The organism is Rhodococcus sp. BP-349, assembly GCF_019835845.1.
Classification (GTDB): domain Bacteria; phylum Actinomycetota; class Actinomycetes; order Mycobacteriales; family Mycobacteriaceae; genus Rhodococcoides.
Window position 1 is genome coordinate 2191673 of record NZ_JABUDR010000001.1, and the last position, 14476, is coordinate 2206148.

The 14476-nt window shown below is 68.5% G+C and carries 13 protein-coding genes; 12 read left to right on the forward strand and 1 reads right to left on the reverse strand.

The features are described 5' to 3' along the window. The first annotated feature begins 43 nt into the window (after positions 1-43). From argC to tyrS, 12 genes are all read left to right on the forward strand, one after another. Positions 44-1102: an N-acetyl-gamma-glutamyl-phosphate reductase gene (gene argC, locus HQ325_RS10350; protein WP_222628656.1), complete on the forward strand. Its 1059-nt coding sequence runs from the start codon at positions 44-46 to the stop codon at positions 1100-1102. Further along, positions 1099-2340 (forward strand): bifunctional glutamate N-acetyltransferase/amino-acid acetyltransferase ArgJ, encoded by a 1242-nt coding sequence (gene argJ, locus HQ325_RS10355; RefSeq protein ID WP_222628658.1) that lies wholly within the window; start codon positions 1099-1101, stop codon positions 2338-2340. Before argC ends, argJ begins: the two co-directional genes overlap by 4 nt. Further along, the gene (argB, locus tag HQ325_RS10360) at positions 2337-3239 is read left to right on the forward strand and encodes an acetylglutamate kinase (RefSeq protein ID WP_222628661.1); all 903 of its coding nucleotides are present in this window, start codon (positions 2337-2339) and stop codon (positions 3237-3239) included. Before argJ ends, argB begins: the two co-directional genes overlap by 4 nt. After that, the gene (locus HQ325_RS10365; RefSeq protein ID WP_222628663.1) at positions 3236-4444 is read left to right on the forward strand and encodes an acetylornithine transaminase; all 1209 of its coding nucleotides are present in this window, start codon (positions 3236-3238) and stop codon (positions 4442-4444) included. Before argB ends, HQ325_RS10365 begins: the two co-directional genes overlap by 4 nt. Continuing rightward, complete coding sequence (gene argF / locus HQ325_RS10370) at positions 4441-5388, forward strand: ornithine carbamoyltransferase (RefSeq protein WP_222628667.1); 948 nt, start codon at positions 4441-4443, stop codon at positions 5386-5388. Before HQ325_RS10365 ends, argF begins: the two co-directional genes overlap by 4 nt. Next, positions 5367-5888 (forward strand): arginine repressor, encoded by a 522-nt coding sequence (locus HQ325_RS10375; RefSeq protein WP_197027837.1) that lies wholly within the window; start codon positions 5367-5369, stop codon positions 5886-5888. The genes argF and HQ325_RS10375 overlap by 22 nt, the downstream gene beginning before the upstream one ends. Positions 5889-5941: 53 nt before the next feature. Then, a complete protein-coding gene (locus tag HQ325_RS10380; RefSeq protein ID WP_056447988.1) occupies positions 5942-7168 on the forward strand; it encodes an argininosuccinate synthase in 1227 nt (408 codons plus the stop codon). Further along, positions 7165-8592: an argininosuccinate lyase gene (gene argH, locus HQ325_RS10385; protein ID WP_222628669.1), complete on the forward strand. Its 1428-nt coding sequence runs from the start codon at positions 7165-7167 to the stop codon at positions 8590-8592. Before HQ325_RS10380 ends, argH begins: the two co-directional genes overlap by 4 nt. A gap of 109 nt (positions 8593-8701) precedes the next feature. Continuing rightward, positions 8702-11659 (forward strand): AMP-binding protein, encoded by a 2958-nt coding sequence (locus HQ325_RS10390; RefSeq protein ID WP_222628671.1) that lies wholly within the window; start codon positions 8702-8704, stop codon positions 11657-11659. A gap of 49 nt (positions 11660-11708) precedes the next feature. Next, complete coding sequence (locus tag HQ325_RS10395; RefSeq protein WP_027506733.1) at positions 11709-11933, forward strand: Trm112 family protein; 225 nt, start codon at positions 11709-11711, stop codon at positions 11931-11933. 31 nt (positions 11934-11964) lie between these two features. Continuing rightward, positions 11965-12612 carry a DNA-3-methyladenine glycosylase gene (locus tag HQ325_RS10400; protein ID WP_222628673.1) on the forward strand — a complete coding sequence of 216 codons (648 nt, stop codon included), beginning with the start codon at positions 11965-11967 and terminating at the stop codon, positions 12610-12612. A gap of 44 nt (positions 12613-12656) precedes the next feature. Then, the gene (gene tyrS / locus HQ325_RS10405; RefSeq protein ID WP_222628675.1) at positions 12657-13925 is read left to right on the forward strand and encodes a tyrosine--tRNA ligase; all 1269 of its coding nucleotides are present in this window, start codon (positions 12657-12659) and stop codon (positions 13923-13925) included. A gap of 361 nt (positions 13926-14286) precedes the next feature. On the opposite strand, the gene HQ325_RS10410 is transcribed toward tyrS, so the two are convergent. Further along, positions 14287-14476: hypothetical protein (locus HQ325_RS10410; protein WP_222628677.1), on the reverse strand; the 190-nt coding region annotated here is incomplete at its 5' end.

Genomic DNA, 14476 nt, shown 5'->3' on the forward strand with positions numbered 1-14476 from the left:
CGCCGCTTTTGAATGAGCTTGCACCGTCATGCATAATCATCGTATGGACAGTGCATCGACATCGACGGACACCCGGGTGGCCGTCGCGGGCGCCAGTGGCTACGCGGGTGGCGAGATCCTGCGTCTGCTGCTCGGACACCCGGCAGTGCTCGACGGCCGGATGACCATCGGCGCCCTGACGGCCGGTGGAAACGCCGGAACCACGCTGGGGCAACACCATCCGCATCTCGTTCCGCTCGCGGACCGCGTGCTGGTGGACACGGACGCCGCGGCCCTGGAGGGGCACGACGTCGTGTTCCTCGGGCTCCCGCACGGGAAGTCCGCCGCCCTCGCCGAACAGCTGTCGGACTCCACGCTGATCATCGACTGCGGTGCCGACTTCCGGTTGACCGACGCCGCCGCCTGGGATCGCTGGTACGGCGGGGAGCACGCCGGACACTGGCCCTACGGCATGCCCGAATTGCCCGGTGGTCGGGACGCCCTGGTCGGAGCGACGCGCATCGCTGTTCCCGGGTGCTACCCCACGGCATCGTCGCTGGCTCTGGCGCCCGCGTTCGCTGCCGGCATGGTCGAGCCCCGCGTGACCGTGGTGGCCGTGAGCGGCACCTCCGGCGCCGGTCGCGCGGCGAAGCCGGACCTGCTGGGTTCCGAGGTCATGGGGTCGGTCCGTGCCTACGGCATCGCCGGCGCGCATCGCCACACGCCGGAGATCACGCAGAACCTCTCCGCCATCGCCGGCACCGACGTGATCGTGTCGTTCACTCCTGTGCTGGCTCCGATGCCGCGCGGCATCCTGGCGACGTGCACCGCTCCGACGACGGTGTCGGCCTCCGAGGCGCGTGCGGTCTACGAGAAGTACTGCGCCGACGAACCTTTCCTTCACCTTCTCCCGGAGGGGCAGCTGCCGCAGACGGGGTCGGTGCTCGGGTCCAACGCGGTCCACCTGCAGGTGGCGGTCGACGAGGACGCGGGCTTGCTGGTGGTCCTCGCCGCAATCGACAATCTGACGAAGGGCACCGCCGGTGCCGCGGTGCAGTCGATGAACATCGCTCTCGGACTCCCCGAGAGCGCCGGACTCTCCACGGTGGGAACAGCACCATGACCGACCACAACCAGTCCTCTCCCGGCGCCCCCACGCGCGCTCCCGGGGTTCTCGTCCGCACACAGGGTGTGACGTCGGCAGCGGGATTCCGGGCCGCCGGGGTCGAGGCCGGTCTCCGGGCCAAGGGGGGCCTCGACGTCGCCCTCGTGGTCAACGAGGGCCCCGATCTGGCAGCGGCCGGTGTCTTCACCCTGAACAAGATCAAGGCTGCGCCCGTCCTGTGGTCACAGCAGGTGCTGACCTCCGGTCGGCTCCGCGCCGTCGTCCTGAACTCGGGCGGCGCCAACGCCTGCACCGGCGCACCCGGATTCCAGGACACGCACCGTACCGCCGAGCACCTCGCATCGACCCTCAGCGACTGGGGAACCGAGACGGGCGCCGGCGAGATCGCCGTGTGTTCGACCGGACTGATCGGCGACCGGTTGCCCATGGACAAGGTGCTCGGCGGTGTCACCGAGGTGGTGCACGAGCTCGCCGGAGGCATCTCCGGCGGCACCGATGCGGCCTACGCGATCATGACGACCGACACCCGGCCGAAGCAGGCCGCGATCCACCACGAGAACGGCTGGAACGTGGGCGGCATGGCCAAGGGCGCCGGCATGCTGGCGCCCTCGCTGGCGACGATGCTGTGTGTCGTCACCACGGACGCCGTGGCGAGCGCCGATCAGCTCGATCGCGCCCTCCGGCACGCGACGGCACAGTCCTTCGACCGACTCGACGTGGACGGCGCGACCTCCACGAACGACACGGTGCTGCTCCTCGCGTCCGGTGCCAGCGGCATCGAGGCGACACAGGAGGAACTCGACGCCGCTGTCCTCGCGGTGTGCGACGACCTCGCGGATCAGCTGATGGCCGATGCGGAGGGCGTGACCAAGCGGATCATCGTCAAGGTCGGTGGTGCCGAGTCCGAACAGGACGCACTCGTCGCGGCGCGAACCATCGCGCGCGATTCCCTCGTCAAGACGGCGCTGTTCGGCTCCGATCCCAACTGGGGCCGCGTTCTCGCCGCTGTGGGCATCGCGCCGGTCGCGCTCGATCCCGATCGCATCGTCGTGTCGTTCAACGGCAATCCCGTGTGCGTCGACAGCATGGGCGTGCCCGGCGCTCGCGAGGTCGATCTCTCGGCCGTCGACATCACGCTCGAGGTGGACCTCGGTGTCGGCACCGCGTCGGCGTCGATCAGGACCACGGATCTGTCGCACGCCTACGTCGAAGAGAACTCGGCGTACTCGTCATGACGTCGCCCGAGCCCGTGTCCGCACATGACACCGCACGCATCCTCGCCGGCGCCCTCCCGTGGCTCCAGCAGTGGACGGGCAAGGTCGTCGTGGTCAAGTACGGCGGCAACGCCATGATCGACGATCGACTCAAGGCCGCGTTCGCGGCCGACATGGCGTTCCTGCGCACCGTCGGTATCCACCCGGTGGTCGTGCACGGCGGCGGTCCCCAGATCACCGCCATGCTCACTCGACTCGGGCTGGTGGGGGAATTCCGCGGCGGCTTCCGCGTGACGACGCCCGAGGTGATGGACGTCGTGCGCATGGTCCTGTTCGGGCAGGTCGGTCGCGAGCTGGTCGGACTGATCAACGCGCACGGCCCCTACGCTGTCGGCATCTCCGGCGAGGACGCCCACCTGTTCACGGCGACTCGACGGACCGTGACCGTCGACGGTGTCGCCACCGACATCGGTCTGGTGGGCGACGTGACGACGGTGAATCCCGCTGCGGTGCACGACCTCATCGAGGCCGGGCGCATCCCGGTCGTCTCGACCATCGCTCCCGACGCGGACGGCGTCGTGCACAACATCAACGCGGACACCGCGGCCGCGGCCCTCGCGGAGGCGCTCGGCGCGCAGAAGCTCGTCGTCCTCACCGACGTCGAAGGGCTCTACACGAACTGGCCGGACCGCGGGTCGCTCGTCTCGGAGATCGAGGCGGACGTCCTCGCCGAACTGCTGCCCGGCCTGGACGCCGGCATGGTTCCCAAGATGGAGGCGTGTCTGCGCGCGGTGCGCGGGGGAGTTCCCAGCGCCCATGTCATCGACGGTCGACTCGAGCACTCCGTGCTCCTGGAACTGTTCACCGGCGAGGGCATCGGCACGATGGTGCACGACGGCAGTACGAGAGGACGGGCATGACCAGCACGGAGCGACTGCAGCAACGCTTCTCGAATGCGCTGATGAACAACTACGGCGTGCCGCGCGTGGCGCTGGTCGGCGGCTCGGGAGCCGTGGTGACGGACGCCGACGGCAAGGAGTATCTCGATCTGCTCGCCGGGATCGCGGTCAACATCCTCGGCCACGGGCATCCTGCCGTCGTCGAGGCGGTCTCCGCCCAGCTGACGACGCTGGGCCACACGTCCAACCTCTACGCGGCGCCGCCGTCGATCGAACTGGCGGAGCATCTCCTCGAGCACCTCGGTCACGCGGCCGGCGGCGATGCTCGGGTGTTCCTCTGCAACTCCGGCACCGAGGCGAACGAGGCCGCCTTCAAGATCGCACGTCTCACGGGTCGACCGAACATCATCGCGGCGCAGAACGCGTTCCACGGTCGGACCATGGGAGCCCTCGCGCTCACGGGGCAGGCGGACAAGCGGGCTCCGTTCGAGCCCATGCCCGCCGGTGTGTCGCACGTTCCCTACGGCGACATCGCCGCGCTCGAGGCGGCCGTCGACGAGAACACGGCCGCCGTCTTCCTCGAACCGATCATGGGTGAGGGCGGAGTCGTCGTCCCGCCGGAGGGTTATCTGCCCGCAGCGCGCGAGATCACCGCGCGCCACGGCGCCCTGCTGATCCTCGACGAGGTCCAGACGGGCATCGGCCGTACGGGGTGGTTCTACGCCCATCAGCGGTTCGGCATCGTCCCGGACGTCATCACCCTCGCGAAGGGGCTGGGCGGGGGACTTCCCATCGGCGCCTGCATCGGTATCGGCCCGGCAGCCGCCATGCTCACCCCGGGCAAGCACGGGACCACATTCGGTGGCAACCCGGTCTGTTCGGCGGCGGCCCTGGCCGTGCTGCGCACTCTCGCGTCCGAAGATCTGCTCTCGCACGCCGACCGGTTGGGCAAGATCCTGCGACACGACATCGAGGCGCTCGGACATCCCCTCGTCGATCACGTACGCGGTGCGGGCCTTCTGCTGGGCATCGTCCTCACCGAGTCGGTGGCGGCCGATGTCGAGACCGCGGCCCGCCACGCCGGATTCCTGGTGAACGCGGCGCAGGCGAACGTCCTGCGTCTGGCGCCGCCCCTGATCATCACGGACGAGCAGGCAGCAACGTTCGTCCGTGCACTTCCCGCGATCCTCGACGAGGCGCGGCCGACAGCAGAGGCGACCTCGTGACACTGCGGCACTTCCTTCGAGACGACGATCTCTCCCCCGAGGAGCAGGCCGAGATCCTCGCTCTCGCAGCTCAACTCAAGAAGGCACCATTCTCGCGGCGCCCGTTGGAGGGTCCGCGCGGCGTCGGCGTCATCTTCGAGAAGAACTCGACGCGCACCCGCTTCTCGTTCGAGATGGGCATCGCGCAACTCGGCGGCCACGCAGTGGTCGTCGACGGCCGCAGCACGCAGCTCGGACGCGAGGAGACGCTGCAGGACACCGGGCGCGTGCTGTCCCGCTACGTCGACGCCGTCGTGTGGCGCACGTTCGGGCAGAAGCGCCTCGAGCAGATGGCGACGGGGGCGAGCGTGCCCATCGTCAACGCGCTGTCCGACGATTTCCACCCCTGCCAGGTGCTCGCCGATCTCCAGACGCTCGCCGAGCGCAAGGGATCGTTGAGAGGTCTCCGGCTCTCGTATTTCGGAGACGGCGCCAACAACATGGCGCACTCCCTCATGCTCGGCGCCGTCACCGCCGGCGTCGATGTCACGATCGCCGCCCCGGCGGGCTTCGTGCCGGATCCGTCGGTGCTGGCGGCCACGCAGGAGCGCGGTGAGCGGACGGGAGCGAGCGTGACCGTCACGAATGATCCGATCGCCGCCGCGACCGGAGCCGACGTGCTGGTCACCGACACGTGGACGTCGATGGGGCAGGAGAACGACGGCCTCGACCGCGTCGGTCCCCTCCGCCCGTTCCAGATCAACGAGTCGCTGCTCGACCGTGCCGACTCGGAGGCACTCGTCCTGCACTGCCTCCCGGCCCACCGCGGCGAGGAGATCAGCGACACGGTGCTCGACGGCCCTCGCAGCGTCGTGTGGGACGAGGCCGAGAACCGGTTGCACGCACAGAAGGCCGTCCTGGTGTGGCTGCTCGAGCAGGCGGCATCGGGACGACGGACGCCGTGACCGCCGAGTCGCAGGGACCGGTGACGTCGTCGACGCGCGCCGGGCGCCAGGCGCGCGTCGTGGCCCTGCTCTCCACCCACCAGGTCCGGTCGCAACAGGAACTCCAGTCGCTGCTCGCGGCGGAGGGGATCGAGGCCACCCAGGCCACTCTCTCCCGTGATCTCGACGAGTTGGGCGCCGTCAAACTTCGCGCCGCCGACGGCGGTGCGGGCGTCTACGTCGTTCCCGAGGACGGCAGCCCGGTCCGAGGGGTCGCGGGCGGCACCGATCGGCTCTCCCGGCTGCTCGGCGAGTTGCTCGTCTCCACCGACGCCAGCTCCACGATGGCTGTTCTCCGCACGCCGCCCGGAGCCGCGCACTATCTCGCCAGTGCACTGGACCGGGCGGCACTGCCCGAGATTGTGGGAACGGTCGCGGGGGATGACACCATCTTCGTGATCGCCCGCGATCCGCTGTCCGGACGCGAGCTCGCCGACCGCATCGAGAATCTCGCGCGCTGAACCACCAGTCCTGATCCCAGAACGTCCGAATCACACGAAGGAGCACACACCCCATGGCCGAACGCGTCATCCTCGCCTACTCCGGCGGCCTCGACACCTCTGTCGCCATCAGCTGGATCGGCCGCGAGACCGGCAAGGAGGTGGTCGCCGTGGCGATCGACCTCGGCCAGGGTGGCGAGGACATGGAGGTCATCCGGCAGCGCGCACTCGACTGCGGCGCCGTCGAGGCCGTCGTCGTCGACGCCCGGGACGAGTTCGCGGACGAGTACTGCCTGCCGACCATCCAGTCGAACGCCCTGTACATGGACCGCTACCCGCTGGTGTCGGCCATCAGCCGTCCCCTCATCGTCAAGCACCTCGTCGAGAACGCGCGCTCGCACGGCGGCACCGTCGTCGCTCACGGCTGCACCGGCAAGGGCAACGACCAGGTGCGCTTCGAGGTCGGCTTCAACACGCTCGCGCCCGAGCTCGAGGTGCTTGCCCCGGTGCGCGACTACGCCTGGACCCGCGAGAAGGCCATCGCCTTCGCCGAGGAGAACAGCATCCCCATCAACGTCACCAAGAAGTCGCCGTTCTCGATCGACCAGAACGTGTGGGGTCGCGCCGTGGAGACCGGGTTCCTCGAGGATCTGTGGAACGCCCCGACCAAGGACGTCTACGACTACACCGAGGATCCGACGGCCAACTTCAACGCGCCGGACGAGCTGGTCATCACGTTCGACAAGGGGCGCCCGATCGCCATCGACGGCCGCCCGGTGTCGGTGTTGCAGGCGATCCAGGAACTGAACACCCGTGCGGGCAAGCAGGGTGTCGGCCGCCTCGACGTGGTCGAGGACCGGCTCGTCGGCATCAAGAGCCGCGAGGTCTACGAGGCTCCCGGCGCCATGGTCCTCATCCGTGCCCACGAGGAGCTCGAGCACGTCACCCTCGAACGCGAGCTCGGCCGCTACAAGCGGCACACGGACCAGAAGTGGGCCGAGCAGGTCTACGACGGCCTGTGGTTCTCGCCGCTCAAGGGTGCACTCGACACCTTCGTCCAGCACACCCAGGAGCACGTGTCCGGTGAGATCCGCCTGGTGCTGCACGCCGGCACCGTCGTCGTGAACGGTCGCCGCAGCGGGGAGTCGCTGTACGACTTCAACCTCGCGACCTACGACGCGGGCGACACCTTCGATCAGTCGTCGGCCAAGGGCTTCGTCCAGCTGCACGGCCTGTCGTCCAAGATCGCGGCCAGCCGTGACCGTGGCGCGGTGGCGGCGCAGGGACAGTCGGACCTGTGACGTCACCCGCTCACGGCACCAACGCGGGTGCTCTGTGGGGTGGGCGCTTCGCGTCGGGTCCCGCGGAAGCCATGGCGGCGCTGAGCAAGTCGACCCACTTCGACTGGGTGCTCGCCCCGTACGACGTCCGTGCCTCCAAGGCTCACGCACGTGTGCTCAACTCGGCCGGCCTGCTGACGGCGGGCGATCTCGAAGCGATGCTCACCGGCCTCGATCAGCTCGCCCACGACGTCGACTCGGGTGCGTTCGGTCCCGCAGAGTCCGACGAGGACGTGCACGGCGCACTCGAGCGCGGGCTGATCGACCGGGTCGGACCCGAGCTCGGCGGCAGGTTGCGTGCCGGCAGGTCGCGCAACGACCAGGTCGCGACCCTGTTCCGGATGTGGCTGCGGGACGCGGTGCGGCGGGTGTCGGCGGGCGTGCTGGACGTGGTCGAGGCCCTCACCGCGCAGGCGCAGGCACATCCCGATGCGGCGATGCCGGGCAAGACGCACTCGCAGGCCGCGCAGCCGGTCCTGCTCGCGCATCATCTGCTCGCACACACCCATCCGCTGCTGCGGGACGTGCAGCGCTTCCGGGACTTCGACGGCCGCGCCGCGGTGTCGCCCTACGGTTCGGGCGCCCTGGCGGGCTCGTCGCTCGGACTCGACCCGGAGAAGATCGCCGCGGAGCTCGGGTTCGACGGTTCCGCGGAGAACTCGATCGATGCGACGAGTTCGCGCGACTTCGCCGCCGAGGCGGCGTTCGTCCTGGCCATGACTGCGGTGGACCTGTCGCGTCTCGCCGAGGAGATCGTGTCGTGGAGCACCCCGGAGTACGGCTACGTGACACTCGCCGACGCATGGTCGACGGGCAGTTCGATCATGCCGCAGAAGAAGAACCCGGACGTCGCGGAGCTCACGCGCGGCAAGACCGGGCGACTGATCGGCAATCTCACCGGTCTGCTCGCGACGCTCAAGGCTCAGCCCCTCGCGTACAACCGTGATCTGCAGGAGGACAAGGAGCCCGTCTTCGACTCGGTGCTCCAGCTCGAGATGCTTCTGCCCGCCCTGACCGGGTTGGTGTCCACCCTCACCTTCCACACCGACCGGCTGCGCGAGCTGGCGCCGGCGGGATTCACGCTGGCGACGGACATCGCCGAGTGGCTCGTCCGCAACGGTGTGCCGTTCCGGCACGCCCACGAGGTGGCAGGCGACTGCGTGCGACGTGCGGAGTCGCGCGGTGTGGGTCTGGACGACCTGACCGACGAGGAGTTCGCGACGATCGACCCGGCGCTCACGCCGGAGGTCCGCTCGGTGCTCACCGTCGACGGATCCATCGGCTCGCGGGACAGCCGCGGCGGTACCGCGCCCGCGCGGGTGGCGGAGCAGATCATCGTGGTCCAGCGCACCGCGGGCGAGCTCAGGACGTGGATCACGGCCTGACGGGACGACCCGATCCGAGCGGTCGGAGTGGTGTGAGACGCTGTGTCCTCATCGGTCGACGAGTCGTGGACCACACCGACCGAATCGATGCCGCCTTCGAGGAGTGCAGTTGCTGGGAATCGACACCGGGTCGGTCGCGACGTCGTTGCGGCGTGTGGTCGCCACGGCGCAGAACGGGCTCGAGGTCATCCGTCTCGGGGGACTCGAGACGGATGCCGTTCCGTCTCCCTTCTCGGTGGTCGCGCGCGATCGTATGTACCGGCTGCGTCGGTACTTCCCGGAGTCCGAGCAGACGGGTCCGCCCGTCGTGCTCGTACCGCCGATGATGATGTCGGCCGACGTCTACGACGTCACCCGCGACCAGGGCGGCGTCGGCATCCTGCACGAGGCGGGGATGGACCCCTGGGTGGTCGACTTCGGTTCGCCGGCCACCGAGGAGGGCGGGTGGAACCGGACGCTGGCGGACCACATCGTCGCGATCAGCGAGATCATCGACATCGTCGCCGAGCGGACGGGTCGCGAGGTCCACCTCGGTGGGTACTCGCAGGGCGGCATGTTCTGTTACCAGGCCGCCGCGTACCGCTCGAGTCGCGACATCGCCAGCATCATCACGTTCGGCAGTCCGGTGGACACCCTCGCGGCGCTCCCTCTCGGGATCCCGGCGAACGTGGCCACCAAGGGTGCCGAGTTCCTCGCCGAGCACGTGTTCACGCGTCTCGCGGTGACCGACTGGATGGCCCGCACCGGGTTCCAGTTGCTCGACCCGGCCAAGACCGTCAAGTCGCGCATCGACTTCCTGCTCCAGCTCCACGACCGGGACGCGCTCCTGCCCCGCGAGTCCCAGCGCCGGTTCCTCGCGATGGACGGGTGGGTCGCCTGGTCGGGCCCGGCGGTCGCGGAACTGTTGACGCAGTTCGTCGTGCACAACCGCATGATGACGGGCGGGTTCTCCATCCGCGGCAAGGTCGTCTCGCTCGCGGAACTGACCATGCCGATCCTCGCGTTCGTGGGGGAGGTCGACGACATCGGCCAACCGCTCGCGGTGCGCGGCATCCGCAAGGCGGCTCCGCGGGCCAAGGTGTACGAGGCAGGGCTCCGCGCCGGGCACTTCGGGCTGGTGGTCGGGAGCACCGCGGCCACGCAGACGTGGCCGAACACGGTGGGGTGGATCCGGTGGCGCGAGGGCCTGGGGCCGCGGCCGGTCGAGGTGCACGCCATGGGGTACGACGAGCACCCGGCCTCGGAGAGCGGCGTGTCGGTGGGAAATCGTCTCGTCCACACCGCGGCCACCATCGCCGAGGTCGGCCTGGGTCTCGGTCGCGGCATCGCCTCGGCGGCGGCCGGGGCCGTGAAGGGGTCTCGTGAGATCTCGTCCGAGGCCGCTCGCACACTGCCCCGTCTCGCCAGACTCGGCCAGCTGCAACCTCATTCGCAGGTATCCCTCGGTCGTCTGCTCGGTGAGCAGGCTCGGCGCGCGAGTGCCGGTGAGTGCTTCGTGTTCGACGACCGTGTGTACTCCTACGCCGCCGTGGATCAGCGCATCGACAACGTGGTGCGCGGCCTGATCGTCAACGGTGTACGCCCCGCGATGCACGTCGGCGTGCTGATGGAGACACGTCCGAGCGCACTCGCCGCCGTCGCCGCACTGTCCCGCATCGGTGCGGTGGCCGTCATGCTGCAGCCCACCAGCGATCTCTCGGCGTCGCTGCGACTCGGGCGCGTCGAACTGCTGATCGTCGACCCCGACAATCTGGCCGGATCCGTCGACCACGGACTGGACGTGCTGGTCCTGGGCGGCGGCGAGTCCCGCTCGCTCGACATCGAGGACTCCGACCTGGTCGTGGATCTCGAGCAGGTCGACCCGTCGACGGTGGAGTTGCCGGGGTGGTACGTCCCCAACCCCGGGCGCGCACGGGAACTCGCCTTCGTGCTGTTCAGCGGGAACGACGACACTCTGGATGCCAAGTTCATCACCAACTACCGCTGGGCTCTGTCGGCCTTCGGTACGGCCAGCTCCGCAGGTCTGTCCCGCGGCGACACCGTGTACTGCCTGGCGCCGCTGCACCATTCGGCCGGACTGCTCGTGGCGGTGGGCGGCGCGTTGGCGGGCGGGTCCCGCATCGCGCTGTCGCGCGGTGTCGAGCCCGAGCGCTTCGCGGACGAGGTGCAGCGCTACGGCGTCACGGTCGTGTCCTACACGTGGACCATGATGCGGGACATCCTGACGTCGGAATCCCTTCCGCACCGAGGACAGCACGCCGTACGGCTCCTCATCGGATCGGGCATGCCCACCAACCTGTGGCGGCACACGCTCGAACGACTGGCACCTGCGCGGGTACTCGAGTTCTACGCGTCCACCGAGGGCGACGTCGTCCTCGCGAACGTGGCGGGAACGAAGATCGGGGCGAAGGGTCGCCCGCTGCCGGGCAGTGCACGGGTGGAACTCGCGGCATACGACGCCGTCTCGGGTCGGTACCTCGTGGACGAGCAGGGATTCGTCCGACACTGCGAGACCGGCGAACCCGGCCAGTTGCTCGGCCGCCCCGGACTGGACGACTCCAGCGGCGCGTTCATGCGTGGTGTCTTCAGTGCCGGCGACGTGTGGACTCCGACCAACCTGCTGTTCCGTCGGGACGAGGGCGGTGACTACTGGTTGCTCGGGCACAAGCGCTCGGTGATCACCACCGCACGCGGACCCGTCTACCCGCAGCCGATAGCCGACGCGATCGGCGAGGCGGAGCCGGTGGACCTGGCCGTGGCGTACGGCATCGGGGAGCACGGTGACCAGTGGTCGGTGTGCGCGGTGACCGTGCGGGCGGGTCAGAACCTCACGGCGTCGATGGTGTCGGATGCGCTGTTGGTGTTGGATCCGGCCGAGCAACCCGACGTCGTGCACGTGGTCGCGGACATCCCGCTGAGCCGCGCGTTCCGACCGCTCGACGACACGCTGCGCGCTGCCGGACTGCCCGGTCCGGGGGTCAAGACCTGGTATCTGGCGTCGACGTCCGGCGAGTACAAGCGCATGACGAAGGCAGTGGCGGCGGAGCGCTTCACCGCGCATCAGTAGGGTGAGACCGCGTCGGAAGACCGACGCGACGACGGAACGAGGAGTCCTCTTGAGCGTCGATGCTCGCTTGCACAGCATTCTCGCCTGCCCGCAGGACAAGGGTCCGCTTCTGCTGATCCAGGACGAACTGCTCTACAACCCCCGGCTGCGCCGTGTCTATCCGATCGAGAACGGTATTCCGGTGCTGCTCATCGATGACGCGCGTGACGCCACCGACGCCGAGCACGAGGACATTCTGGCCAGGGCGACCGCGCCCGCTCCGATCGCGGAGTGACGGGAGCGACTGCGACCAGTCGACCGCCGACATGACCGACCGCGTACTGCCGTCGGAACGGGTTCTCGGGTCCGCGACTCCTGTCGACGCGGCGACGCGGCTGCTCGGCGCCACACTGACCTGCGCCGGCGTCACACTGCGCATCGTCGAGGTGGAGGCGTACGGCGGTGATCCCGGCGGACCCTGGCCCGACCCCGCGGCGCACTCGTTTCGAGGCCCCACACCGCGCAACTCGGTCATGTTCGGGCCGCCCGGTCGCCTGTACGTCTATCTCAGCTACGGGATGCATCTGTGCGCGAACATCGTCTGTGGTCCTGACGGAACGGCCGGCGCCGTCCTGATCCGCGCGGGTGAAGTCGTCGACGGTCTCGCGGTCGCCAGGACGCGGCGGCCCCGCGCACCGGAGTTCGGTATGGCGCGCGGACCTGGCAACGTCGGGAGTGTTCTCGCACTGTCGTTGGCCCACAACGGTGTTCGTGTCTTCGCCGAGAGCGCGGAAGTGTCTGTGACGCTGTCGGACGAGACGACGTCACCGGTACAGTCAGGTCCTCGTGTCGGCGTGTCCACCGCTGCCGACCGTCCGTGGCGTTTCTGGATTCCCTCGGTGGCCGTGTCTGCCTATCGACGGAGCCCGCGAGCTCCGACAGACCCCGCCGGGGAGCCCGGTACTCAGGCCTGAGGGCGCCGTCGGGTGACGTGCGCGCATGCGAAAGAATCAGCGGTGTGAGCATCATCGAGGACCTGACCTGGCGTGGACTGATAGCGCAGTCGACAGACATCGAGGCACTGACAGCGGCGACCACCGCGGACGGCCCGATCACCCTCTACGCGGGATTCGATCCGACGGGACCGAGCTTGCACGCAGGGCACCTCGTTCCGCTGCTGGTCCTGTCACGTTTCCAGCGTGCGGGTCATCGTCCGATCGTGCTGGCCGGCGGAGCCACCGGACTCATCGGTGATCCGCGTGACGTCGGCGAACGCGTCATGAACTCGAGCGACACGGTGGCCGAGTGGGCCGATCGCATCAAGGGTCAGCTCTCTCGCTTCGTCGACTTCGAGGGTGCCGGCGGTGCGGTCATCGCGAACAACCTCGACTGGACCGCCTCGCTGTCGGCCATCGACTTCCTCCGCGACATCGGCAAGCACTTCTCCGTCAACGTGATGTTGGCGCGGGACACGGTGAAGAAGCGCCTCGAATCGGACGGGATGTCCTACACCGAGTTCAGCTACATGTTGTTGCAAGCGCAGGACTACCTGCACCTGCATCGGCAGCACGGTTGCACTTTGCAGGTCGGCGGATCGGATCAGTGGGGGAACATCGTCGCGGGCATCGATCTCACCCGACGTATGGACGGCGACGCCGTGCACGGACTGACCGTTCCTCTGGTGACTGCGGCGGACGGCACGAAGTTCGGTAAGTCCACCGGTGGCGGAAGCCTGTGGCTCGACCCCGAGATGACGTCGCCGTACGCCTGGTACCAGTACTTCGTGAACACGGCCGACGCCGACGTCGTGAAGTACCTGCGCTGGTTCACGTTCCTCGATCGTGACGAGCTGGCGGAACTCGAGGCGGCGACGGCAGAACGACCCCAGGCCCGCGCGGCGCAGAAGCGACTGGCGGCGGAGATGACGACGCTGGTGCACGGCGCGGACAACACCGCAGCCGTCGAACGTGCCAGCTCCGCCCTGTTCGGCCGGGGAGAGCTTCGCGACCTGGACGCGGGGACACTGTCGGCCGCGCTGTCGGAGACCGACGTCGCCGAGCTGCCGGCAGGGGAGGAGCGCACGATCATCGACCTTCTCGTCGACACGTCGCTGTGCGAGTCGAAGGGCGCCGCCCGTCGTGTGGTGAAGGAGGGGGGAGTGTCGGTCAACAACCAGAAGATCGCTGCCGAGGACTGGACTCCCTCCGCGGACGACTTCCTGCACGGTGAGTGGCTGGTGCTGCGTCGGGGTAAGAAGAACATGGCCGGCGTACGGCGCTCGGTGTGAGCCACGCGTGCGCGGGGTCACAGTCGGGGTTCCAGCACTCGAAGGCCCGCGAGGCGCCGGAGCGGCGCGCTGACCTGCATGGTCGCGAGCCCGTCGTGTGGCCGACCTGCGGATTTGACGCACTGTTATCCGTCGCGTAACTTTTGTCGAGTCAGAGCGACACGGACACGGACCGAGACCGCAAGGCCTCGATCACCGGCTCCGTAGATCATCTGACATCCTGGTCACCGAAGAGTTCGAGTCTTGACTCGGCTCCGTGCGGCTGGCTAGGCTGGAACGGTTGCCCCGGATCCTCCTGCTTCGTGTGGGTGGTGGTGGTGTGTGCGTGTTCTTTGAGAACTCAACAGTGTGTCGATGAATGTCAGTGCCAATATTTTGTTTTGGTTTGCTGGTTCTTCTCCTTCTTCCCGTCGGGGAGGGACCGGTTCTTTTTTGTCAGCAATGGAGTTATTGCTGGCGTGAGTTTTATTGCTGGATTTGGCTCTCTAGTTTTCATTGGCTCTTGGTTTCTAGCCGGGGGTTGATAAGAGTCTTCAACGGAGAGTTTGATC

What these genes read in the sequence shown, in the direction of transcription:
- argC (WP_222628656.1), top strand. Translation starts at nt 44, where the DNA reads ATGGACAGTGCATCGACATCGACGGACACCCGGGTGGCCGTCGCGGGC.
- argJ (WP_222628658.1), top strand. Translation starts at nt 1,099, where the DNA reads ATGACCGACCACAACCAGTCCTCTCCCGGCGCCCCCACGCGCGCTCCC.
- argB (WP_222628661.1), top strand. Translation starts at nt 2,337, where the DNA reads ATGACGTCGCCCGAGCCCGTGTCCGCACATGACACCGCACGCATCCTC.
- HQ325_RS10365 (WP_222628663.1), top strand. Translation starts at nt 3,236, where the DNA reads ATGACCAGCACGGAGCGACTGCAGCAACGCTTCTCGAATGCGCTGATG.
- HQ325_RS10380 (WP_056447988.1), top strand. Translation starts at nt 5,942, where the DNA reads ATGGCCGAACGCGTCATCCTCGCCTACTCCGGCGGCCTCGACACCTCT.
- HQ325_RS10400 (WP_222628673.1), top strand. Translation starts at nt 11,965, where the DNA reads ATGACCGACCGCGTACTGCCGTCGGAACGGGTTCTCGGGTCCGCGACT.